This window comes from Novipirellula rosea, assembly GCF_039541335.1.
Lineage (GTDB): Bacteria > Planctomycetota > Planctomycetia > Pirellulales > Pirellulaceae > Novipirellula > Novipirellula rosea.
Genome location: NZ_BAABGA010000005.1, coordinates 183,584 through 207,843, shown reverse-complemented (window position 1 = coordinate 207,843; position 24,260 = coordinate 183,584). Strand labels below are relative to the sequence as shown.

Sequence of the window (24,260 nt, the reverse complement as noted above, 5' to 3'; positions counted from 1 at the left end):
TGCGCCCCAAGTGGCAAGAGGGTAGCGCTGGCCGTACAGTCACGTTTCAGTGACAGGCGAGTGAGCCAGAGCGGGCTGTCGCCTAATGCCATCTACTTTATTAGCGGCATTGGGCCCCTCGCCGCTCCGCGAACGGAGTCGATGCAAGCGGCGGTGTTCCGTCGCCGAGGGGGCGACGGTGTCGGACTAGAGGAACATCGAGTTGAAGGTCAACCAGCGAGCGGTCAGCAGCGTCAACACGAGGCAGCACCACCACGTCGCGCGCCGTGCTAGCGGTTGTTCGTGCAAGTAGTACAGGATGCCAATCGCGAGACCGGTGACCGTGATTTTAAACAGGATCAATTGAACCGGATCGTGGATCAATCCGTTACCTAGAGGATTCAGTTCTCGCATCGCTCCGCTTTGATGAGCAATCAACGTCCAAACCAGGTCGAGTGCCGAGAGCACGCCGACAATCGTGAGCGACCAGACCGTGGCCTTTTTCGCGTTGGCTAGGGTCAATGGATCATCGCTAATCGCAACCATTTGTTGGGGGTGGGCCATCAGGTGTCCGAACGCGAGGACGACAGTCACCATCGCAATCATGCTGAGCGGAAAGGCAATTTGTTGGCTCAACATAAAAGCTGCCGTTTTTCGATCGTTGGTTTCATAGATCTGTTCGAGCCGGTTGACCTCTTCCGAAGCACGCGTGGCGAATTCAGGTGAGATCTTGAAATCTTGAACGAGACGGTGCCAGAGTTCAAAGTCAATTCTCTCGGACCCAGAGGACATCAACTCCGCTTCGGATGGCGTTTCTCGCCCCAACAGTGCCTTGAGCAATTCGTGCCCCTGTTCGGATGCGTCAAGCAGCAGTGGGGCTTCACCCGAGTAAAATACGGCGACCACTCCTGATCCCGATGAAGTGAACGACTCTGCCAAGGATTGAAACGGGGATCGGGGAAGGTATTCACGACCTCGCTGTGCACGGTCCCCCCATTCGCCGCGGTCTCCCCAGTTGCCGCGACCTCCCCATTCGCCGCGATCTCCTCGGCCACGCATGTCCATGCCACGGAACCCATAGCCTCGGCCTGACCAGCGGCGATTTTCAACGTAGCTCGAAAGGTCAAATGCAGTTTCGTCAAAGAATTGACCATCGATCTCGATTCCCTCGTTACTGAACTTGATGTCTAAAGGGGGGGGCAGATAGACGCCGTTTAGAAACACAAAGGAATCTTCGGTCAGGGGCGTGCTTTCAAACTCGCGATATTTTGGCGAGTCGGTGTTTTCCTGAGCCGACTCGGTTTGAGCCGTCTTGTCCTGAGCCGTCTTGTCTTCAGCCGGGGCCGCCACGGTGATCAATCCAAACACCAGGGTAGCCAGCAGTACCGTGACGCGAATCCATTGGGATTTATTTGTTTGGACCATGCAAAACATTTCCTTTTTCAGAACCATGGGCGGTGGTGTCTCCGTGCCCCTTTTTTCCAGTAAGGAACCAAGTTCACCTTTGAAGGAACCAAGTCCATTTTTGGGGGGGGCGGGAAGATCAATGACAAGCTAGCGACGATACGTATGTCCGAAGCGAACATGCTTGTCTGATATGAACCCCGCAGCAGAGCAAAGGTAGCGAGCGGGAACGCATTTTTTTTGGCTGGAGAGATTCCGGCAATGCGGGCCTTTAGCGGCGTTTCAAGATAAAGACGGCATCGACCAAGTCGTCATCCATCCTCCGCGGTTCATCGATGTCGTAATCAAAGTCGTAGGCGGCCTGCAATTCAAATTGGTCTTCGACTTTCCGAAACAGGCTTTTGGCTTGGGCGATCGTGTACAGCCGCAGTGGGAATTCGCTGCGAACGCGATGAATTTTTCCCGAACGTGTTTGTGCTTTGATACTCGCTCGCAGCGTTTCTTGTCGTTTTCGGCGATTAAAGTCGATCACTTTCAAAGTGACATGCACCTTGGTTCCCCCGTGGGATGCGGTCCAGCGTTCGGTGCTTTCGGGATCGGCATCCATCGGAATGCAGTGGAAACCGAGAATGTAAATGCCGCCGGAAACGAGATTCTCTGCGATCGAACGCAAATGGGATTCGGCGTCCGCTTCGCTCAGCAGATGGCGGAACGTATTGAACGTGCAGAAGGCGGCATGAAAAGGTTCCGGGAACTCCATTTTCGTCATATCGCCCTGCACGAGCGTGGCATCGATCTTTCGCCTTGCGAGCCGTTTGCGGAGATAGTCGAGCATCGGTTGGCTGAGGTCCAACCCAGTTAACTCGTAGCCACGGGCTGCCATTTCCGCAACAAGGCGGCCGCTGCCGCAGCCGGGTTCGAGCAGTTTGGTGGTAGGGACATCGCTGCGGAAACGCTCGAACGCCTGCTCAAAAAATTCCACTTCGGCTCGGGTTTCATCACGAAACACCATGTCAAAGTATTGAGGATAGTCGTACCAGTTTTCCATAGCGGGCGAGCGGTTGGTTGTAGGCGAATGCATCGCTGCATCGCACCAGGCGGGCAGAGAAAGCCAGCATTGTAGTCAGAATGCGTTGCTCGGCCATGACGCCATTTGAGGTGCGAAAATTGCATGTCTTGGTGGGATCCTGTTCGCCGCGGCGGGGGGCGGAATACGCAAATTTACGTGATCTTGTCAGGATTTGTCCGGAATTAGCCACGTGGCGTGACAAACAAAACGTAGGCGGATTCGGTTTTTAAAGGTTTTGGGGTGTCACCATGGGGGCGAGGGGCGAAGCGGACGAGGGGTTTATCAAAGCCTACGCAGCGGCGCAGGGGCCGTTGCTTCAGTTCATCCTTTCAATGATTCCACGACTGAAAGATGCGGAGGATATTTTGCAGGAAACCGCGATCACGCTTTGGAAAAAGCGAGAGGAGTTTGACCCGAACAAGGGAAGTTTCGTGGCCTGGGGATGTGGAGTGGCTCGCTTCAAAGTGCTTGATCACTTACGCAAACGCAGCCCCCAATTCACTTTGAACGAGGTGGTTTCGGAAAAACTGGTTGATATCGCCATCCAGGCTGCAAGCGATTTGGAAGCCCGCCAGCGACGCATTCATGCGCTGGAACAGTGTCTTAAAAAATTGCCCGAAACCGAACGCTTGCTCGTCGAAGAACACTATCGCCAATTGCGTTCGATCCATGACATTGCCCGATCCGAGGGCAAAGGATTGAGCACCATCTACGAGCGTCTGCAGCGAGTGCGAGCTCGATTGGGACGGTGTGTCAAACGCCAACTTGAAATGGGAGCGGTTTAGACAATGGAACTTACAAAATCAGATCGTCGCACTTTTGACTTGCTCGTCAGCCGCTGGTGTGCCGGAGACATCAGTGTTGATGAAGCAAGCCAGCTCAGCGAGCTGCTTGCGCGCGACGAGACATTGATTGCGGAATTTGCGGAGTCGATCCAGCTCAATTCGATGTTATTGCAAATCAAGCGTGGGCTTTCTGCGGCGACGATAGATGAAATATTGGAGCCACCCGCAGCTGACACTGCAAACGACACCGATACCGCCGCCAAGGTCGACACCGTCAACGAAATGGAGTGGTTGGTGCCGACGTTGATCGAGCAAGCAGCTTCGCGGAACCGAGCGGCATCCAAATGGAGAAACGGGTTGGTGATGTTCGCCGTTATTTTGATGTGTGTCGCAGCGGTATACCGTTTAGCGAGCGACCGCGACGGGGATCCGAGTCGAAATCCGAACATTGCGTCTCCGGCGACAGCAGTGGATACTCCGCTCCGCCAGCAATCGGGGCGGATCGACGAGCCGGCATATGCGGCAAAGGTGATTCGCCGCATTGATTGCGAGTTTGATTCGGATCGCTGGGAATTGATTCCAAGTAGCTTGTTCGTCGAGGGGCAATCCGTTCGTGTCTCACGCGGGGTGGTGGTGCTCGAGTTTGTAACCGGAGCAACGGTTTCACTCGAGGGACCTGCGGAACTAGAGATCGTGTCCGCCAACAGCGGGTTTTTAAACGAAGGCAAACTGACCGCCGTGGTCCCTCCGTCCGCGGTTGGGTTTACTATCCAAACGCCGACCAGTCATGTGATTGATCATGGTACCGAATTTGGCGTACAGGTTCTGGCAAATGGGTCATCCGAAACGCACGTGTTCGAAGGCGAAGTTGAGTTGCAATTTGATGGGAATGCCGAAACCAAGCGGTTGACCGGAACCATGGCAACGCGATCCGAGATGAATCGAAGCTTCCATTCGATCCGTTCGCAGCCCGACAAGTTTATTCGGGTTCGGGATATCGTTTCGACAACGCCAACTGTTGTCGGTGATATCGCGAGCCAGTGGGACGAAGTTGTGCCCAAGCTATGGTTTGATGCCAATCAAGGCGTGCAGCTGGATGCCGAGAAACGCGTCACTGCTTGGCGGAACGTCGCCCTGCCGTCGCGCGAGCTCGATGCCTGGCAGGTCAATGCGGAGCAGCGTCCACGTTTTGTTGCTGCCGATGAAAGCCTCGATGAAAACGCGAATCAAGACCGCGCTGGTCCGAAGCAATATGCGGCGGTGCAATTTGCAGGCTCCGAATACTTCGTGACACCCCCGTTGTCGATTGGAAGTGAAATCACGGCGTTGGTCGTGATGCAAATGGCCGATGCCGAGCATCGACGCGGCCGTGGGCAAATCTTGACCATCGGCGGCTTTCCCAATTTGGTTCTCGATCACAACGCCCACGGCGAATTGCGATCACGCGTCTATTCGTACAGACCGAAACGGCATGGCATTCTCAAGGCTGATGACCCGTTGTTGTCGGACCAAATCTACGTTGTGGGGTACCGGTACAGCGTCGCCGAAGACCGTTTCGAATTGTATCGCAATGGTGAACTAATGGGCACTGCTTCGCATACGTCCGCAATCAAGCCCGCAGCACAGCTGGCGATTGGAGGCAATCGCATCAAGCAATCGGATTTTTATTCCGGAGCGATCCGTGAGATTGTGATCTTTGATCAGCTCCTCTTGCCGCAGGATTTCCAACAGGCCACGGACCATTTGATGGAAAAACACGGGATCGTCGCTGCGGAAGTGCTCGCGAAAGAAGAAGTACCCGCAAAAAACGGAGCCAAATAGAGAATCTCGAGCTGGTTTGCGGTTTGGACGGGGGCTTCACCGCAAAACTCAGGAAGCTAGGTAGGTCACGTTTCCGGCAAAAAAAATCTGCGAATTTTGATATTTTGTCCGGAAAGTTCTGAGTTTGATCCGGATATCTCATTGCAAACGATTCTTTTCTTTTCCGAGGAGTTTTTTCCGATGAGACATTTTAGACGCGCCAAAACGGCATTTACGTTAGTGGAACTGCTCGTTGTGATCGCCATCATTGGAGTCCTCGTGGGCTTGCTTTTGCCTGCGGTTCAAGCGGCGCGCGAAGCCGCGCGGCGGATGAGCTGTAGCAACAATTTCAAACAGCTTGGCTTGGCACTTCACAATTACCATTCCGCCTACAAGAACCTGCCGATGCAAAAAGGCGGCACGAGAGGACCGGGGCTGACCAACAAAGGCCGTCAGAGTGCGTTTCCTGGATTGACACCGTTTATGGAACAACAAGCGGTATGGGATCAAATCTCCAATCCTTGGACCGATCCGGCCACCGGTATCACCTATCCGGCAATGGGCCCGCCGCACTGGATCGATCAATACCAGCCCTTCAATACCCAAATTCCCACGCTGTTGTGCCCCAGCGATCCAAGTTCGGTTGGGATTACACCACAAGGAAAAACCAATTACGGCTTTTCGATGGGGGACAGTTTTTGGAACATCAATAATTACAAAAACAATGGATCCAATCGAGGCCAGCATCGTGGCGTTTTCATTAGCAAACGTCACACTCGATTTCGTGACATCCTGGATGGTTTAAGCAACACGATTGCGATGGGGGAAATGGTCAAGTCCCAAGGGACGCGTGAAGTGATCGCGGATGTCGCCTATCGCGGTCACGGCAATACCGCTGCTCGAAATAAACCGAAAACCAACGGCTGGGACCGTTTTGTCGATCCTGAGCGACCGCTTTTCTACGACGAATCGACTGACTTGACCTACGATGCGGATTCGGGACGAACCCGAGGCAACAATTGGGTTGCCGGAGACGCGATCTTCACTGGCGTGACCACGGTGTTTCCACCTAACGCACCGAGCTATCAACGCGGCGCGAACCCCAGCGGCAACGGGGGGATCTTTACGATGGCAAGCCGACACGCCGGAGGATGTCATGTGTTGATTGCCGATGGAGCGGTGAAATTTGTTACCGCCAGCATCGACACCGGCAACTTGAATTCGCGTCCCGTGGCAGTGGCTGGCGGTCCTGCCGCTGGAACGAAAAGCCCTTACGGATTATGGGGGGCGCTTGGCAGCCGAGGCGCGAAGGAAACGATTGACGGAGAGTTTTAATCGGACGCCGATTCGCTCTTCTCTCACGCTCGACCTCTCCCCTTTTATTCAGGAAGTAAACACGTGAAACCTTTCCGGCAATTATGTCTCGTCACGTTCGCGGGCTGCATGTTCGCGACGGTTGGCTGTAGTGACTCAAACGAAGTCACCGTCAATCAACCTAAAGAGGTGAAAACCCAGGAGCAAATTTTGCAAGAGATTGCCGAGATCGACGCCGAAAATGAGCGTCTGGCTCGGGAACGACAATTCGATGATTGACGAGCCCCGGGTTCGCTAGACCAACGCCGTCTGCTTTGGCACTCAACGGGTGATTTTTATAGCGGAGTGGCGCGAGCCGCCCGGTGGATTTCGAACGTTCTATTCGCTGCAACCGGACGGCTCGCGCCGTACTGCTAACTAAGGTCGACGGCATTGAACGTAAGCTACCGGCGCGAGCAGACGGAAAAACTTACCCTCCTCATCCGGCGACACCTGCTACGTTTCAGCGGTCCAACGCCAAGTCCTAATCGATTCGACAGCACCGATTCGCTAGCACCGATTTCACTGCATCGGTGTCACTGGATCTATTCCAGTGCCGTTGCGTGAATCCGAGCGAGCGGTTGCTGGGGCAATCCCGGCAGCGAGACGGTTTCGTAGGTCGCGTGATTCAGAATGGCTGTGAACTCACGCGTTACCCGCGGATCGGCAAAAACGCTTTCGCTGAGCAATAGGTCCGAACCCGCGAGCGAGGGCATTGCCATCGCGGCGCGCGCGGTGCTGCCGAAATAGTCGAGTCGATCGTTTGCCACGGCGACCAGTGTCCGACCGGCATGCACGGCGATGCCAATCGCGTGTCGGCTGTCTTGCTCGGACTCGCGAATTTGCAGCGCTGCCGCGACGGCGTGTTCACAGCGGTCAAACGCGGCCAGCATGCTTTCGCCCACGGTCTTGGCAACCGTGCCGTGATTCGCAAGCACGACTCGCTCGACTCGCGAGTGAATTTCGTGAACAAGCTTGTATGCGTCGGCGTCTCCGAGATCGACGTAAAGGTCTTCGATGTTATGAATCGTCGTGGCTAAAAGCGTTAACTGTTCGGCAGTAATCGGGTTGCTTTCGGCAAAGACTTGATCGGGAAACAGTTCCCGAAATCGTTGGATCGTCGACGCGGTGGCTGCCGTCACCACATCGTCGCGTGGGATCGTTCGTTCGATCCGGATCACGTGCAGCGACGTGTCGTCGTTGATCAGTTGGATTCGCTGTGTGCCTGTGCGAAGTTTAGGGATGTGCGACGATTGGCCGAGCGAAAGCAGTTTGGTCGAATATTCCAGTTGCCCACGTCCCTCTTCGACTCGGATCGACTGCGTTTGTGGAAGCCGAGGACCACGAAGCAGATAGTCGCCCGCCGCGAGATGCAATTCGAGCTCGAACATCTCATCGGATTCAAGCCGGATCTGCGCCACCACGTGAGGCGAGTGTTCGGGGCCGCCGATACAGTAGCTTTGGTCATCCACTTGGCGGATTTCCGGATGGGCTCGAAACACCATCTCGATCGCATTGCCGCGGTTGGATTGGAACGCGACATGGCAGGCTTCGCAATGAGTGTGATCTTCGATCGCGGACAGATTTTGATGCGTGCCGGCGGGGGCTCGACACGTCGGGCAGAGCACGTCCCAGCGTAACGACAACAGGCCCGCGGAAGCGGCGACCAAACAAGCGTCGACGGTGTCATCCGAAGGGAAATGGATCTCCCTTGCCAACGCAATCGGACGAATTTGAGCCAATCTTTGCGGCGGGGACTCACTGAGAAAGACACCGATCGCGTTCGCCAAACCAGGATCGACGCCGGCATCGATCAAGCGATCGAGACGCTGTTGCAAACGCTCGGAATCCGCGGTGCTGATTCGGTTGGGCGGTTCAAACGGATCGAGTTTCTGACCCTGTTTGCGACTTTGAATCGACTTGTCGATTCGCGTGTAGACGCGGTTCAAATTGCGAAACGCTTTCCAATCGGCTTCCACGGTCGTCATCACGCGGCCCAGCAAATTGCGTGGCTGGACACGGATTTCATGGCTCAAGTTGGTACCGCCTCCGGCAATCGGCTCCATCGTCACGATGCTCATGAACCAAATGAAGGGACCCGATTGGAACTCTCGCAAAATGCCCATGCGATTGGCTTCGATCCATTCAAACGGATGCTCTTCCCAGGCGACTTGCACGCCGCTGATGCGAAAGGATCCGAATTTACGGATGCCGCGTTGTTCGTCGTACTGCGTGCGGTAGGTGACTGCGGGTAATCCGATCGCGCGATTGAGTCGTTCGGTATTGGAAACGTACGGCCAAATCTCTTCGGGGTCGCTGGCGAGTTCCCAGTGCTCGGTTTTTTGCCAGAGTTTGTCAGCACGATGCTCCGGCATTTTCGGATGCGTTTCAATATCCGAAGGCGTGCCTCTTAAAACTCGGTCGATTTCGCGGCTGAACTGCGTCGCATCGACAAATCGCTTTTCGGGTTCCTTGGCCAAAGCACGATTGACGATGCTAACGCAGGCGTCTGAGATTTTGGGATTGAACTGTTGTACCGACGGAGGTCGGTCATACAGATGCATCGTGGCTAATTTGATCCGGTCGTCGGACTGAAACGGCACACGTCCGGTCAGTAATTCGAACAATGTAATTCCCAACGAGTAAACGTCGGTGGCTGGCCCGATGTCGTGGCTGCCGCGGCACTGTTCGGGCGACATGTATAGCGGCGTCCCGATCATCACGCCGTCGCCGGTGACTTCCATCGATTCGGATTGGTCGACGTGGCGGGCGATGCCAAAGTCGGACAGTTTGACTCGGTAGTTTGCGATCTTGGTGTCGTCATCGTCAACGGACGGTTCACGACGTTGTAACAGCACGTTTTCCGGTTTGATGTCGCGATGCACGATGCCTTGCGTGTGCGCAATCGCGAGGGCACGAGCGATATCGCTGACGATATTCAGGGCATCATGTTCATCGATGTCCACACGTTCGCCGGAAATATGTTGGCTGATCCATTTTTTTAAATCGATACCGTCAATGTATTCCATCGCCAAATAATGGACGCCGCGGTCCTGGTCGACGTGAATCAACCGGGTGACGAATTCGTTTTGGATGTCCGCCAATAGACGTGCCTCCTTGCGAAACCGCCGGATCGATTGGGTCGAGTCGCCGCAGGTCATCTTCAGCACTTTGATGGCCACCGGGGATTGATCCAGTAAGTCGGTGGCGGCAAATACGGCTCCCATTCCGCCTTGTCCAATCTTTTCCCCGATCAAAAAACGTCCCAACGTATCACCGCAGTTCACGATCGCGGCGGCGGGGGTGAACGAGGATTCGCGGATCGAACCGCCATCGGTATCCGGATTTTGTTCTGCCGTCGCCGCATCGCTTCCCCGCGTTGGTTTGGGCTCGCGTGTGATTTGCAGATCCGGATTTTCTGCCGGCGACTCGCTTGGTTGGGTGTGCGCGTTGTTTCCGAACTCGACCGAGGTCGCAACCGTGCCGTAGCGATACGAATCGGCGTGCCGAAGCAACGTCAGTAACTGTTCCGCAGCAGGGACCGAATCGCTTTCGAGCGATTCCAAGATGGCGACAGCCTGTGAATGTAAATCAGAAGCGGCCGCGCCGGAGGCGTCTTCACGATCGATTGTGTCGCAAAGCAATCGCGTCAGCACACGGCACAGTCCGTCTCGATCGGCATCTCGCGGGTCTTTCGCGGCGTCAGTCGGCGGCGCCGGGGTGTCGTCGATGGCGAGATTCAGATAGTCCAACTGAATTTCCCAATTCCCCGATGGCCGCTGCAAGGCAATGTTTTCAGCCGCGAAATGGGGATGATACAGACCGATGTGATGGGTTTGCACCACCAGCGAGGTGAGTTGGGCCGCAATCGCTAAGGCTTCGTCAAGTCGGAGGTCCTCGGACGCCGCTGCCAAGCGTAATGGGGCAAGTGACTCGGCCACCAAGATCGGCGGCGTTTTTGAAAGTCCGTTTTCGATCACTCCACACACGTACGGTGATTGCAATAGATCAATGAAGCGAACGTTGTTGGCAATGGCAGCAAGTCGGGCGGGATCGATCGCCGGTCCGGTCAACACGAACCGCCGCTGGAGGCATGCGGTGACGGGATCGCGGTGCCGGTAAAGGGCTCCATCAGCACCCTGGGAAATCAAATGGGACGACGGGGATGTCACGAGAGCCATTGCATTGAAGACCAATCCAAGTCGGGTTCAGCAGCGAAGTCTTTGCCCTCAATGTAGCCGATCTCGACAGTACGGGTGGCTGATTGTCAGTGGCACGCTGATTGCATTCTCGACTGGCATAAACGCAATCGCTACACAACTGAACGCGGCCCGTGGTCATGTCGTTGCTATCCATGGCGGCGTGATCGATGTGTGCTTCCCCGATTACATTCCGGCGATGATTCACGAGTTAGTTTCCCGTTGACCGATTCCGGATGGGCGATCAATGAAACATTCCGTATCCCCACATCGGTGCCTTATGGACCACGGTTCACTGAATCCGCAGTCTCCGTTGGGGGATGAGGAACGCACAATGTGTCACCAAAATGCGACTCCGAAAATGGGCGGAATGCCAAAATCGGGTTGTCTGGCTAGAATAATGTCGTCGCCACCCCGTCCCAGCAAAACGTCGCTCAATTCGCCAATCGAAATGCCGTCTTGTGAGGCGGGAAGTGTGGCAAAAGTCCCCTTGTTTCCCGATTGATGCAATTGACGGATCGCCCCTCCATGCCGGATGACCCTAAAAACAAAACGGCCAAAAACAAAGCTGGCCAATCCAACGAATCTGTTGACAAAGCAAGCGAAGTCCAATCGACGGACACCGCGGGTGACGATCTTCCCGCGGAGCTTGGATTTAGCCATGCGGCGACCAAGGTGAAAACGTTCCCCCAGTCGCCCGGGGTCTATTTGATGAAGGACGATGCAGCGCGGGTGATTTATGTTGGCAAGGCTAAGAATTTGCGAAGTCGCGCAGGAAGCTACTTTTTAAAGGCGGCGGCCGAAGATCAGCGGACCGCACCTTGGATCGGCGAGATCGCGGATATCGACTTTGTCGAGTGCGAGACCGAAGTCGATGCGTTGTTGATGGAAGCGCGGTTGGTCAAGGATATCCAGCCTAAGCACAACAAGGATCTCAAGGACGACAAGTCGTTTCCGTATTTGATGATCACCACGCGTGACGAGTTTCCTCGCGTCGAGATCACACGCGAGCCCAAAGAGAAGGGCGTCAAACTGTATGGACCGTTTCCGAGTGCGGGGGCGCTGCGGGGAGCGATTCAGGTGCTGCAGCGGATCTTTCGTTTTCGCACCTGCACGCTTGACATCAGTGAATCCGAGGAACGTTGGAAGTGGTTTCGCCCCTGTTTGTTGGCCAGCATCAACCAGTGCACCGCGCCATGTAATTTTCGCATCAGCAAAGAAGAATATCGCCGCGACATCAAACGATTGCAAACGTTTATGGAAGGCGGCAAGAAGCGATTGCTAAAAGAGATGCACGACGAGATGAAAGCCGCCAGCAAGGCGATGGATTTTGAGCGAGCGGCGGTGCTGCGAGACGAGATTCGTATGCTCGAGAAACTCGAGGATCGTGGTGAACTCGACACACACGTTCAGCCCGAAGTCTTTTATATTGATCCCAAAAAGGGGCTGACGGGACTTCGCAAAGTGCTGGGGCTGGCTGAAACGCCACGGATCATCGAAGGGGTCGACATCGCTCATCTCGGTGGCGGCGAAACGGTCGCGAGTCTGGTGCAGTTCATTGACGGCTTGCCGTTTAAGCCAGGCTATCGCCGATTCCGCATCCAAGACGTTGACGGCATCGATGATTTTCGCAGTATCTATGAAGTCGTCTCACGACGTTTTCGCAAGCTTTCGGATTCCGGTGAATCGTTCCCCGACATCTTGCTGATCGATGGTGGCAAGGGACAGCTGAATGCAGCGATGGCGGCGTTTCGTGATCAAGACATCACGCCACCGACAGTGATCTCGTTGGCCAAGCGTGATGAAGAGATTTTTCGGCCCGGTGATTCCGAACCGCTGCGGTTAAGTAAGAGTGCGTTTGCGCTGCGATTGTTGCAATATGTTCGCGACGAGTCGCATCGATTTGCTCAACATTACCATCACATCCTCCGCACCAAGTCCACCTTTGATCGCTAGCGGTCGTGAAAGTTGTAGTCCGGGTCGCAGTTTCAGGTAGGAACCGGCCCTACGCCTAGGCCACATAAAGAACCTACGGGGACCGCATTTCTCGGCTACGGGGGGCGAACCTGCGTACGTAACTCGCGGTCTGTGTGACTGCGGATGAACGTTACGTTTCCCGAAACAAAAAAAGCGAATCCCCGCGTTTCCTTTGGGAAACGTGCTGATTTGGGGAACTTTTCCTGGCACCGACGCTGCTTTTGCTCTGCCAAACTGCTGTGCACAGAAACACACTTTTTGACTATAATGGCATTGACGTTCAGATTTCATCTTTCAATTGGAGGGACCTCCCTAAACCGTGCGAGAACAACACCAACTTCGCGATGATTCGCCGGAGCGAAGCATCTTGGCCCGCCTGATCCTGCCCGAGCAAACGGTCGAGGCGGATCCGCTGGAAGAACTTTACGGATTGGCCACGACCGCAGGAACCGAAGTCGTCGATGAGTTGATGCAGCGGTTGACGCGACCGAATCATGGCACGTTTTTGGGCAAGGGCAAAGTCGAAGAGCTGCGGCTGATGGTCGAGCGACATGACGCCGACGTGGTGATTTTCGACAATGATCTGAACCCCGCTCAAGTTCGAAATCTCGAGAAGGCGATCGATGCCAAAGTGATCGACCGCACCGAATTGATTCTCGATATCTTTGCCGCCGGAGCTCGCACGTACGAAGCTCGCTTGGCGATCGAGTTGGCTCAGCTTGAATACTCGTTGCCGCGGCTCAAACGCATGTGGACTCACTTGTCGCGTCAAGCGATGGGGGTTGGTATGCGTGGTCCGGGTGAAAAGCAATTGGAAGTTGACCGTCGGTTGGCACAGAAACGGATCCACGATCTGAAAGAGGAACTGTCCAAGGTCGAGCGTCGCCGCGAACAACAGGTCCAGGCGCGTAAAGAAGCACCGACGGTTTCGTTGGTCGGTTACACCAATGCCGGCAAGAGTACGTTGATGAATGCGTTAACGGCGGCCAACGTGCATGCCGCGGACAAATTGTTTGCAACGCTCGATACGCGAACACGGCGTTGGCAGTTGCCTGGTTGGGGAACCGTGCTGCTAAGTGACACAGTCGGGTTCATTCGTGATTTGCCTCACTCGTTGGTCGCCAGTTTCAAATCGACGCTCGAAGAAACGCGTCAAGCTGATCTATTGTTGCACGTTGCCGACGCCAGCAGTCCGACGGTGTTCGAGCAAATCAGTGCGGTCTATCGTGTGCTCGAGGAACTCGAGATCGAAGCGAAAGACACGCTGCTAGTACTCAATAAGATCGATGCGATCAAAAGTGCGGCGGTTCTCAACCGAGTGCTCGACCGTTACCCCAACGCGATTCCTGTGAGTGCCAAGAGCAACACGGGGCTCGTTCCATTGATCGAAGCGGTCGGCGAGGCACTGGGACGCGAGTTCTTCGATTTAGAAGTCGACGTGGCGCCGAGTGATGGCAAGTTGTTGGCCTACTTGGCGGCCAAGGGCGAAGTGTTGTCACGCAAATACGGCGAGGAAACCGTGACGATTCACGTCCGCGTGCCGGCCGGTGCGATGGGGCCGGTGCATCGCGACGCGGTTGCAATTCGTCACATGGACGAACGGAGTGCGAAAACCAATGACGATCAAGTCGCCGAGGATGAAAAGTCCTCGATTTCGATCGATCTGCCATCGGTACCGCTGTCGGATTCGTCAAGCGAAGTCGCCTAGCACCCTCATTCCTAGCTGTAACGCAGCAATAACCATGAAAGTATTGCGGATCGATGCGTTGGATACCCAAGGATTCAATCACCGTCGTTACCGGCGCTAGCAGCGGGATTGGCCGCTGCTTGTGTGAATTGCTGCTCGATCGCGGAGCCACCGTGGTTGCTGTCGCACGGCGAGCCGAGCGATTGGCGGATCTAGCATCACGAGAATGCCCCGGCAAATTGATTCCGGTGGTCGGCGATGTGACCGATGCGGATGTGCGTACCGAGATCTTAGCGGCGGCGGGGCGTGTCGATAACGGCCGTTTGGACCTGCTGGTCAACAATGCCGGGATCGGCGCGATCGGCCCCTTCGAGGACGCTGACGAAGAGCGGCTGCGGCGAATCATGGAAGTCAATTTTTTTGCGCCCGCCGAGTTGATGCGGCACGCGATTCCGATGTTGCGGCGAGGTCGCGCCTCGGTGATCTGTAACATTAGCAGCGTGCTCGGACACCGTGCCGTGCCTGACAAGAGCGAATATTGTGCAAGCAAGTTTGCACTTCATGGCTTGAGTGATTCAGTGCGAGCCGAATTGGCTCGCGACGCGAGTGATGGCAATTCCATTCAGTTGACTTTGGTCAGTCCCAGCACGACACGAAGTGAATTTTTTGATTCGTTGATCGGTTCGGACGCCGAGACGCAATCAAAGAGCATCGGCAGTTGGCCGCCCGCCAAAGTCGCTCGTGCGACCCTTTCGGCAATCGAGTCACGCCGCAGCGAGGTGATCTTATCTCTCGCTGGCAAAGCGTTGGTGTACGCCGACCGCATCTCACCGCCTATCGTGAATGCGATTTTAGCCAGATAAGCTAAGCGTTGCTCACCAAAATTTTCGGCGGGGCTCGCAACGCCGAAGGTCTTCGCGGCTTAAGGACCGTCGGATGAATAGCTGGTGGCATTTTCCGTAGTGGACGAGGCAACGAGTCCTTTTTGGCTGAATGAAGCTGCAGGACTCGTAGCCTCGTCCACTACCGCCCGCCATTGATTGATCCGAAGATCCTAAGCACAACGGAGTTTGGGGTTATTCAGCCCCACTCTCTGTGATTTTGAATTTCAATTTCGTGGCACTGTCGTTCTTCATTTCCAGTACCTCTGCGGTCGCGCCGTCGAGTTGCAGTTTGTCTCCCTGAACCAAGATTTTCTGCTTCACATCCATCAGCAAACCACTGATGGTGTCCGCTTCCTCGGACTCGGCCAACGGCAGCGACAGTCGGCGACGAACCTCTTCCACGCCGGTGGTACCGTTGATAATGAATTCACCCGGTCCCGCTGGAACAATGTCCGGATCCGCGTTGTCAAACTCGTCGTCCACCTCGCCGACGATCTTTTCCAGGACGTTCTCAAGCGTGACCATTCCGGTAATCGTGCCATATTCGTCGATCACGAAAGCCAACAACTGATGTGTCGCTTGAAAATGCCTCAGCACGCGACTGATCGGCATCGTTTCGTGCACTTTCTTGGGCGGCCGCACGATGGAACGAACGTCAAATTCGTCGTCGTCTGGCGGGATCATCAACAGGTCTTTGATGTGGATCACACCGATCACTTTATCGAGCGATCGATCGCATACCGGGTACCGCGTGTGCATCGTCTGGCGAACCAGTTCGCGCAGATTGGATAGCGGTTCGTTGATGTCGAAAAAGATGACGTCACCACGAGGCAACATCACGCGGCGAACGATCATGTCGTCGAACTCAAACACATTGTTGATCAGCGAGTGTTCGTCGCGACTGAGATTGCCATGCACATGAGCTTCTCTCAGCAACGCACGGATCTCGTCTTCCGTACGCACGCCTTCGTGATCAGATGCCCCTTTGATGCCAACCAATCGGAGCAAAAACGAAGTAACGACATTTAGCACCGTCAGAAATGGATACAGCAGCACATAGAAAAACTTTAGCGGCATCGCACACCACAACAACATCTGCTCGGGGCGACGGATCGCGAATATTTTGGGGAACTGTTCTCCGACAACCAAGTGCAATCCGGTGATCGCCGAGAACGCCAGCGCGAACCCCATCACGTGAACCACCCGCTCGTCCGTCACGCCGATCCACCCTAGAACCGGTTCCACCAACTTCGCAAACGCGGGCTCACCGACCCAGCCCAATGCGAGCGAAGCCATCGTGATCCCGAGCTGGCAAGCGGAGAGCGATTCGTCCAATCGCTTGGCGAGCCATTTCGCGGTATTGGCAAACGCCTTGCCATCGCGGGCGAGTTGGTCGATCCGTGAGATACGAACTTTGACAAGCGAAAACTCTGCAGCGACGAAGAATCCGTTTAGCAGAATCAGAAACAGAGCCAAGCCTAGATAGATCAGTGTGCCAGTCATGCTGTCCAACAAATTTTGATAATGATTGCTCGCTTCACAACGATCGCTTCACAATGAGTGAGGGTGTTTCCATCGCTTTGGATCGTGAAACTACGATTCAGCCCGATCGCCGGGAACGATCGCTGCGATTGTGAAGTGTAGCGAATCCCATCCGTTGCCGAATCATCTGTTTCTAGCAACTCGTCAATATCCCACTCTTTAACGGCGAGACGTTTGGCGGACTTGCCGAACCGACGATTTCAGTTTGCAGCGGTGGGGGCACACCGAGGAAACGCGGTCGAGGCGTCCGTTAACCGAACCGGACTCGGCGACGTTTCTCAACAACCGTAAAGCTCAAGATGACTTCGCTGGGACGGGGTTCAATGCAAAACAGGTAACTCGGATCCCTGTTTCGTGTCGCCGAATTCTTGGCCCGATGCCCTGCTGCGACTTCGGATTGCCGAACGTTATGGCGGCTCAAAAATCGATTTGAGTTAATTTTGCCGAGTATTCTCGGATTCAATCGAAACTGTGCTGTTTTTTACGTGTTATTCATCCATCGATTTGTAATAGTGACGAGGTTGATGCCACGTTTTCTGTTGCAATGCGACTTGTAATTAGCTGGCAACTCACACCCTCTTCCCAATTGGACTTTCGTCATGAATCACACAATGAATTTGCTTTCGCGGACGCTGCTCTCTGTTTCTATTTCGGCAATATCGCTTGGCGGCGTTTCGGTGGCAAAGGCCGAAACCAAAACGGGAGAGGTAAAGACGGCAGAAAAGAAGGTACTGGAAACCGATGAAAAGGGACGTAAGGTGCATCGCGAGGTGGCGGAACGCCCTGAAGATGAACGGGGTTGGTTTATCGCGTCCAAAGCAACGTATTGGCCGCTGTGTTACGAGGCCCTCGATCGCCTCGAAGAATCACGTGCACTCGTAGGCCAGGGGCAAAACGACAAATTGGCCCTTTCGCTCGAAAAGAACGCGGCTTGGTTGGGCTTAGCTGGGTCTGCGGCGATGACCAATGGACAAGCGGGGATCAATTCGTGCCGAGAACGACTCGAAGAACTCGCCGAGACGCTGCGTAACGACAAGGACGTGCCATCGGATCAAAAAATCCACGATTGCATTACCCTCGGCGAATTGTGCATGGCCAAGTCGCATGTCATGCGAGCGGACGCACCCGATCAAGCCGATGTCGAATTGGAGCAAGCACCATCAAAATCGAAATCAAAAGCGACGAGTGCGACACTGAAGGAAGCAGAGAAAGAAATTCGACAGGCACAGATCGAAGCTCGCTTTGAACAGTACCGCTACGACGCGGGACAAAGTGTTCGTCATCTTGCGGTGGCACAGAACTACCTGCAGGAAGCGGCCAAGGCGGGAGGATTCTCGGTGCCAAAATCGATCTTGGCTGAATTGCCCGATGCGGACAGCTTTAATAACCGCGATGACATCGCCGAAGAGTACGACGATGCGGTGCGTCCACGAATCGAAGAAATGCTGGCATTCATCGACAAACAACGGAAATCGCTGATCGCGTCGATTGATGGCAAATAGATATCGATAGCAAATCGTTGACGTTTGACAACGCGATTGATTTCGCGTTGTGATGTGAACCGCTCGCTCAGACCAGCTAGCTCAAGTCAATGCTATCTATGTTTGGTCGCTAGCCCCGGTTCCGTCATCACAGCGTAGCGGGACTCGTCAAGACTTTCGATCCACGGCGAGTGCTCCCCCCCGAAACTCTTGACGACTTGTTGATTTAGTCCAAATGCGAATTGCAATGGTGAGCCGTGGGCCGTAAGGCACCGGGTACCGCGTGGGACCCGGCCGCTGACGCGTCACGGCTCAATAAATCAACAAGCCGTTGACGAGTTCCGCTACGACCTGAAAATACGACCTAAAAAAGCTTCAGCACGCCCACGTTTTGCCGGTTGTCGTGATTATTCGTAATTGTGCGATGGTTCGCAAAAGTTCGGTTATAGGGACGGTCGATAATTCTGGATGACGTTCTGCTTGGTTTTTATTCCTTGCATGTGGCCGATTCCCATCTCCGTCGCTGACGTGGTGACCAGGCCGCTGCAAAGCTGTTTGGTTTTATGTCGAGTGCTGCTTCCAACGACGGTGCAAACGGAGACCGCGACGCGAACTTAATTCGCGACGTTGTCGCTATCGTTTTGGTCGCGATGACGCTGATTGCGACCGTTTCGATCATCACACGCAGCCCTGCCGACCCGATCGAAAGGCCGGTCTGGCCGATCAGCGCCCTTTACGCTCCGAACAACTCGGTCTATCCAACCAACCCCACCGTAACTAATGCGTGTGGCTATTGGGGTGCGGTGATTTCCTCGGCGTTATTGGACGCATTGGGGCTTGCAGCGGGGTTGGTGATTGCCGCAGGCGGCGGGGTGGCGACGGCGTTATTGTACCGCGGTCGCTTGAACGCCCCGGTGCTGCGATCACTCGGCGGAACCATCGTCGTGATTGGGGTGGCGACCGCAGGCGGTTTGTTGCCGATGCAACTCGAGCAGATGCCGGTGGTGGGCAACGGAGGCTACCTCGGTGCGATGACGTCGACGTTTTTGCTCGAGCATTTTGCTCCCGCCGGTGCCTGGATCTTAGCGTCCACGGTCATCGCTGTCGGTTTGTTGCTGACCACCGACTATGCACTGCTGTATGCCGGAAAACGAATTCTGGCGAGCGGCGCAATGGTTTCGAAAAGCGGAATGCGCCGCGCCGTCAAAGTCATGCCGGTTACCGTGCGACGTCGCCGAAAAGCGTTTACCGATCTGGAAGAGCCGATCAAGATCGAAGGCGACGAGGTTGGAAAGCCCACACAGGCTGAACAACCCGCTGCGGACGCGGACGCCGCCCAAGCGAACGATTGGGCCAACCGCGAACCGAAAATCAAGTTCAAGAAGTCTCGCCGCAAAGCCGCGTCCAACGACGAAACCGATCCAGCGGCCGCCGACGCGGTGGGAACGGCGACGATGGATGCACCTGAAACGCCAACGAGCGATGCGGCGACGGCGAACCCACAAGACTCGGTTGTCGATCCGGCGACCGGTGACGAGTACGAAGAGACGCACGAGGAAACGCCCGAAAGCGAGCCCGTGCTGCGTGATCTCGAAGTCGACGATGAAACACTGCATCTTCGTCAAGACGAGAAACACTCGCTGACGAATCCCAAAATCAAAGTGCCCAAGCGAAAGCAGCAAGCCGACGCGAAACAGGAACTGTACGACAATGTCCAAGAATCGGCGCCGTATGGCGCCGAGGATTATCGGTTGCCACCGATCGAATTGCTCGAACAGAGTGATGACGTTAGCTACGACGAACAACTGATCGAAGTGCGTCGCAAGGCACAAATCCTGGAAGATACGTTCAAGGATTTTGGGTTCAACATTCGTGTCGTCGAAATCGAAACCGGTCCGGTAATCGCGCAATACGAAATTGAACTCGAAGCCGGATTGCGACTCAGCAAGATCACCGGTTTGGCGGACGACTTGGCGATCGGACTGCGGGTGCCGAGCGTTCGTATCGTTGCCCCGATCCCAGGCAAAAATACGGTCGGAATCGAAGTCCCGAACGAGAATCGCCAAGTGGTGCGACTGCGTGATGTGATCGAAGAATCGGACATGAGTCGTTCGAAGATGAACATCCCGGTGTTCTTGGGCAAGGACGTCTCGGGCAACCCGATGGTCGTCGGGCTCGAAAAGATGCCTCACCTGTTGATCGCGGGGCGAACCGGTACAGGTAAGAGTGTTTGTTTGAATGCGATCATCACTTCGGTGTTGATGATGTGTCGTCCGGACGAAGTTCGCATGCTGATGATCGACCCCAAGATGGTGGAGTTGAGTGGTTATGGCCGCCTGCCTCACTTGATGCATCCGGTGATCACGGACATGAAAAAGGCCGAAGCGATCTTGGCTTGGGCGGTTGAGAAGATGGAAGAGCGTTACTCGCTGCTGGCCAAAGCCGGAGTACGTCACATCAATAGTTACAACGATCTTGGCCGCGAAGAGATCTTGCGGCGGTTGGATATGGACGAAGCCGACGATGCAGACGGTGTCCCCGATAAATTGCCCTTCATTGTGATCATCGCCGACGAAATGGCGGACTTGATGATGACCGCCGGCAAGGATGTGGAAACGCACATCATTCGCTTGGCCCAAAAGAGTCGTGCAGTGGGAATCCACTTGATTCTGGCAACGCAAAAACCGACCGTTGACGTCATCACCGGTTTGATCAAGAGTAACTTGCCCGCGCGTTTAAGTTTCCAAGTGGCAAGTAAGACCGACAGCCGCGTCGTATTGGACGAAAACGGGGCCGACAAATTGCTCGGTAACGGCGACATGTTGTTCTTGTGGCCGGGGACCAGCACGTTGATTCGTGGACAAGGTACCTATTTGTCGGACGAAGAGATCGATGCAGTCGTCGATCACTGCAGTCTCGGCGAACAAAATTTTGTCGGCGAGCTGATGAACTTGAAAGTCGACGACGGAGACGACTCGGATGCCGGAGCGGTCGGCGACATCAAGAATCGCGACGAGTTGTACGAAAGTGCGATCGAAGTCGTGATTCGCGAAGGACGCGGGTCGTTGTCGTTGCTGCAGCGTTGTCTGGGGATCGGTTATGGTCGGGCTGCTCGGCTGATCGACTTTATGGCCGAAGACAAAATCGTCGGCGAATACAACGGGTCCAAGTCACGCGAAGTTCTGTTGACCATGGAAGCATGGCAGAAAATGCAAGGCCTGGATCCTGAGGAGGAAGATGGCGTTGGCGATGACAACGTCGTCGAAGGTTCGCTGGCTCGAGACGACGAGGACGCAGAAGATCTCGAATCCGACGAAGAGGAAGAATACGAAGAGTACGAGGAAGACGACGTGACCTGATCACGTCGACGCCACGGGCACTAATCGACTTGGAAACTTCGCGATGTTTCGAGTTCTAACGCATCGCGAAGAAATTCAGATTGTGCCGCACGAGCAGTGTCGAGCAATTCGTTTGTATCGCGAAGCAACATCGTCCACTGCAAATCTTCGGTGTTGGTGATGTCACAAATGTGGTTGGCGGCTTCGGTGATCGAATCAAGACCACAGCTGCTTGCCGTGATCGCCAACAGCGAAGCATGTTCCTGTAGAGCCCGCAAGTCTTGTTGGTTCAGTGCGGCGGCGAGCCGTTCGACGTTCATGCCAATTTGGATCGCGGCTTGCTTCCCAAGGGCGAACGCACCGGATGCGACCGCGAGTGCGTGTTGATCCACCGTGCTGGCAAAATGTTCGACGACTTCAGGATCGAATTGAGTGCCCGCACATCGACGCAGCTCGGCAATCGCTTCGTCATGCGTGCATTGTTCGCGGTACACGCTACTAGAGATCATTGCATCATAACTGTCGGCGATCGTCAGCAGTTTCGCACACCAAGCGACTTGTGCGTCCTCGATCGTTTCGAGCTCCGAAAGCGGGCGTGACCGTTGGCCTTGCAAGCGAATTGCTTGATGGGCTGAGATGATGGCGGTCAATTCATCGCAGTTAAACGTGTTGGTGACGATTTCAACGCCAATTCGATCGTTCCGGCTCATGAATTCCCACTCTTGCTCGGTCAAACTGCCCGGCTTGTTCAAGACGTTATCGGGAACACCCACTTTACCGATGTCATGTAGCAATGCGGCAATCTCCAGCACATAGATTTGTGCTGGGTCGAGCACGTTGGCGGATGCGCGAGAACACCAATGAGCGACACGACGACTGTGTTCGGCCGTTTTCGCATCTCGGTACGAAAGCGCCGACATCAGTGCGGTTACCGCTTGATAAGAAATGTCCAATCGTTTCGGCTTCGCCGTGGCGGCGTTCTGCGAGGCCTCTTCCATCGTGCCCATGTTCGTATTGTACGCGATCACACGATTTCGGCCTTCGCGTTTCGCAACGTACAGACAGGCGTCCGCTTGGTTGATCAATTCTTGAGGATCGGCCGGATTGAATCGCAATTCGGATACCCCGAGACTGGCGGTCAGGGTCAGTTCGGCCGGATCTTCTAATCGGATTGCGGCAATCGCTTCGCGTGTCTTTTCTGCTTCGTTAATCGCTTGTTGCAGCGTCATGTTCGGGAACACGACACAGAACTCTTCACCACCGTAACGACACACAAGGCCGTGGTCTTGGTGCAATTCGCGAATCACTTTCGACACGCGGCGAAGCACTTCGTCACCGATATGGTGACCATAGGTGTCGTTAACACTCTTGAAATGGTCATTGTCGACCATGATGCACGACAACGGGGTGTCGTCGGTGTGGGCGGTTCGCCAGTGCGCGTCAAATCGTTCGAAGAACGCGCGACGATTCAAACATCCGGTCAATGCGTCTTGCGTCGCCAGGATTTCCAGTTCGCTGTTTTTACGTTCGATTTCGTCACGGCTGCTGCGAAGCATGCCAAGCATCTTTTCGAGTTCTTCGCGATGCTCTTCGACATGCGTGACGTCACGGAACGTTGCCAAGGCACCACGTTGATTGTCGTCGCCACCGAGCGGTGCTGCGTTGACCGAGAAAATGCGATTTCGCCCATCGACCAAACGGTAATGAAGCATTTGTTCGGATTGAAGTTCCGACTGGTCGATCGCCGCAATCCAGGGATAGGTTATGGTTTCGTCCGCTTCGGATTCGCTGCCTTGAGGGAGCGTCCACGACAAATCGCTCGCTTTTTTCTTCGCGAGATCTTCGAGTGGAATTCCGATCGTTTCGGTAAACGCACGGTTGGCGAGCACGATTTGACCGTGCTCGTCAAGCACGAGCAAACCTTCGGCGAGAGTGTCCAAGGCGCGGCGGACCCGATCGGGGACCACCTGAGTCTTGCGAAAAACACCCATGATCTTCGTGACAAACAAGGTGTACGACGCGAGGCCTGCGATCACAAAGAAGCCGACCAAACGGTACACCGAATGTTCGGTCAGCGGTGCCCACGAACTGGATGCCGGTTTACGGAAGCAGAATTCGACGTTGCCCCACGAGCGACGATTCAGCGTGATCGGGACACGCACGCCCTCGACGCGGTCACCGTCTCCATCATTGTCGTTTTGTTCAAAGTGGGCCCACATCTCACGATGGTGACCGGTATCCAATCGCAGCGTCCCCAGATCGCTCCGCAATCCAATCGACAAGATCTCCTCATTCCGCTCGACTTGTGTTCGCAGAATCGTGGTGAGATCCACCCATTGTTGACGGCGCACGTGGGCCGATGCGTTGATGGCAATCGATTCACAATAACGTTGACGCGCACGCATCTCCACCGACTCCACGTCTGGGATCAATCCCAGCCATTGGCCGCCGAGGATAAGACTGACACCGACGCACACCAGTGCGAAGGCCAGTCTTAACGATGCGATGAACTCACGTAACAAAGAAAACGAGTCCTAGAACAATTTATTTAGGTGGGGATGTTGAAATGCGAAATCTGCCTGGATAGACGTCACGCTCAATTGTTGATTACGGCTAAAACGACACTTGCAAAATCAATTCGATAATTGAACCGGCGGGGTAATGTCAGGTAGACTTGACCGGTCGTAACGGTTGTGATCATTAGGGCTGCTCGAACGCCATCGGGTGTTGTCCGACGTGTTGCTTGATCGTGAAGGTAAGTG

At 54.9% G+C, this 24,260-nt stretch carries 14 protein-coding genes; 9 read left to right on the top strand and 5 right to left on the bottom strand.

Features of this window, described 5'->3' with window-relative positions; translation table 11 throughout:
* Positions 1 to 186: 186 nt before the first annotated feature.
* Positions 187 to 1,404 (bottom strand): DUF5658 family protein, encoded by a 1,218-nt coding sequence (locus tag ABD971_RS00700; protein ID WP_345318467.1) that lies wholly within the window; start codon positions 1,402 to 1,404, stop codon positions 187 to 189.
* A 250-nt stretch (positions 1,405 to 1,654) separates the two neighbouring features.
* Positions 1,655 to 2,464 carry a class I SAM-dependent methyltransferase gene (locus tag ABD971_RS00695; protein WP_345318465.1) on the bottom strand — a complete coding sequence of 270 codons (810 nt, stop codon included), beginning with the start codon at positions 2,462 to 2,464 and terminating at the stop codon, positions 1,655 to 1,657.
* A gap of 236 nt (positions 2,465 to 2,700) precedes the next feature.
* Here ABD971_RS00695 and ABD971_RS00690 point away from each other — a divergent pair, with 236 nt between their 5' ends.
* The 4 genes from ABD971_RS00690 to ABD971_RS00675 all read left to right on the top strand — a co-directional run bounded on the left by ABD971_RS00690 (position 2,701) and on the right by ABD971_RS00675 (position 6,630).
* Positions 2,701 to 3,237 (top strand): sigma-70 family RNA polymerase sigma factor, encoded by a 537-nt coding sequence (locus tag ABD971_RS00690; RefSeq protein WP_339946780.1) that lies wholly within the window; start codon positions 2,701 to 2,703, stop codon positions 3,235 to 3,237.
* A 3-nt stretch (positions 3,238 to 3,240) separates the two neighbouring features.
* Positions 3,241 to 5,058 carry a LamG-like jellyroll fold domain-containing protein gene (locus tag ABD971_RS00685; protein ID WP_345318463.1) on the top strand — a complete coding sequence of 606 codons (1,818 nt, stop codon included), beginning with the start codon at positions 3,241 to 3,243 and terminating at the stop codon, positions 5,056 to 5,058.
* 180 nt (positions 5,059 to 5,238) lie between these two features.
* Entirely contained in the window at positions 5,239 to 6,372 is a 1,134-nt protein-coding gene (locus tag ABD971_RS00680; protein ID WP_345318461.1) for a DUF1559 family PulG-like putative transporter, read from the top strand.
* A 63-nt stretch (positions 6,373 to 6,435) separates the two neighbouring features.
* A complete protein-coding gene (locus ABD971_RS00675) occupies positions 6,436 to 6,630 on the top strand; it encodes a hypothetical protein (protein WP_345318459.1) in 195 nt (64 codons plus the stop codon).
* A 305-nt stretch (positions 6,631 to 6,935) separates the two neighbouring features.
* On the opposite strand, the gene ABD971_RS00670 is transcribed toward ABD971_RS00675, so the two are convergent.
* Complete coding sequence (locus ABD971_RS00670) at positions 6,936 to 10,571, bottom strand: protein kinase domain-containing protein (protein ID WP_345318457.1); 3,636 nt, start codon at positions 10,569 to 10,571, stop codon at positions 6,936 to 6,938.
* Between the two features lie 546 nt (positions 10,572 to 11,117).
* Here ABD971_RS00670 and ABD971_RS00665 point away from each other — a divergent pair.
* The 3 genes from ABD971_RS00665 to ABD971_RS00655 all read left to right on the top strand — a co-directional run bounded on the left by ABD971_RS00665 (position 11,118) and on the right by ABD971_RS00655 (position 15,116).
* Entirely contained in the window at positions 11,118 to 12,545 is a 1,428-nt protein-coding gene (locus ABD971_RS00665; RefSeq protein WP_339946786.1) for an excinuclease ABC subunit UvrC, read from the top strand.
* A gap of 340 nt (positions 12,546 to 12,885) precedes the next feature.
* Positions 12,886 to 14,274: a GTPase HflX gene (gene hflX, locus ABD971_RS00660; protein WP_339946787.1), complete on the top strand. Its 1,389-nt coding sequence runs from the start codon at positions 12,886 to 12,888 to the stop codon at positions 14,272 to 14,274.
* A 53-nt stretch (positions 14,275 to 14,327) separates the two neighbouring features.
* Positions 14,328 to 15,116: an SDR family NAD(P)-dependent oxidoreductase gene (locus ABD971_RS00655; RefSeq protein WP_345318454.1), complete on the top strand. Its 789-nt coding sequence runs from the start codon at positions 14,328 to 14,330 to the stop codon at positions 15,114 to 15,116.
* Between the two features lie 213 nt (positions 15,117 to 15,329).
* On the opposite strand, the gene ABD971_RS00650 is transcribed toward ABD971_RS00655, so the two are convergent.
* Entirely contained in the window at positions 15,330 to 16,640 is a 1,311-nt protein-coding gene (locus tag ABD971_RS00650) for a hemolysin family protein (protein ID WP_339945852.1), read from the bottom strand.
* Between the two features lie 638 nt (positions 16,641 to 17,278).
* Here ABD971_RS00650 and ABD971_RS00645 point away from each other — a divergent pair.
* A complete protein-coding gene (locus ABD971_RS00645; RefSeq protein WP_345318449.1) occupies positions 17,279 to 18,181 on the top strand; it encodes a hypothetical protein in 903 nt (300 codons plus the stop codon).
* A 542-nt stretch (positions 18,182 to 18,723) separates the two neighbouring features.
* Positions 18,724 to 21,519 (top strand): FtsK/SpoIIIE family DNA translocase, encoded by a 2,796-nt coding sequence (locus tag ABD971_RS00640; RefSeq protein ID WP_345318447.1) that lies wholly within the window; start codon positions 18,724 to 18,726, stop codon positions 21,517 to 21,519.
* A gap of 20 nt (positions 21,520 to 21,539) precedes the next feature.
* On the opposite strand, the gene ABD971_RS00635 is transcribed toward ABD971_RS00640, so the two are convergent.
* Positions 21,540 to 23,903, bottom strand: a complete 2,364-nt coding sequence (locus tag ABD971_RS00635; protein WP_345318445.1) for a diguanylate cyclase — start codon at positions 23,901 to 23,903, stop codon at positions 21,540 to 21,542.
* Between the last annotated feature and the right edge of the window lie 357 nt (positions 23,904 to 24,260).

What these genes read in the sequence shown, in the direction of transcription:
- ABD971_RS00700 (WP_345318467.1), bottom strand. Translation starts at nt 1,404, where the DNA reads ATGGTCCAAACAAATAAATCCCAATGGATTCGCGTCACGGTACTGCTG.
- ABD971_RS00695 (WP_345318465.1), bottom strand. Translation starts at nt 2,464, where the DNA reads ATGCATTCGCCTACAACCAACCGCTCGCCCGCTATGGAAAACTGGTAC.
- ABD971_RS00690 (WP_339946780.1), top strand. Translation starts at nt 2,701, where the DNA reads ATGGGGGCGAGGGGCGAAGCGGACGAGGGGTTTATCAAAGCCTACGCA.
- ABD971_RS00685 (WP_345318463.1), top strand. Translation starts at nt 3,241, where the DNA reads ATGGAACTTACAAAATCAGATCGTCGCACTTTTGACTTGCTCGTCAGC.
- ABD971_RS00680 (WP_345318461.1), top strand. Translation starts at nt 5,239, where the DNA reads ATGAGACATTTTAGACGCGCCAAAACGGCATTTACGTTAGTGGAACTG.
- ABD971_RS00670 (WP_345318457.1), bottom strand. Translation starts at nt 10,571, where the DNA reads ATGGCTCTCGTGACATCCCCGTCGTCCCATTTGATTTCCCAGGGTGCT.
- ABD971_RS00665 (WP_339946786.1), top strand. Translation starts at nt 11,118, where the DNA reads ATGCCGGATGACCCTAAAAACAAAACGGCCAAAAACAAAGCTGGCCAA.
- ABD971_RS00655 (WP_345318454.1), top strand. Translation starts at nt 14,328, where the DNA reads ATGCGTTGGATACCCAAGGATTCAATCACCGTCGTTACCGGCGCTAGC.
- ABD971_RS00650 (WP_339945852.1), bottom strand. Translation starts at nt 16,640, where the DNA reads ATGACTGGCACACTGATCTATCTAGGCTTGGCTCTGTTTCTGATTCTG.
- ABD971_RS00645 (WP_345318449.1), top strand. Translation starts at nt 17,279, where the DNA reads ATGAATCACACAATGAATTTGCTTTCGCGGACGCTGCTCTCTGTTTCT.
- ABD971_RS00640 (WP_345318447.1), top strand. Translation starts at nt 18,724, where the DNA reads ATGTCGAGTGCTGCTTCCAACGACGGTGCAAACGGAGACCGCGACGCG.
- ABD971_RS00635 (WP_345318445.1), bottom strand. Translation starts at nt 23,903, where the DNA reads ATGCGTGCGCGTCAACGTTATTGTGAATCGATTGCCATCAACGCATCG.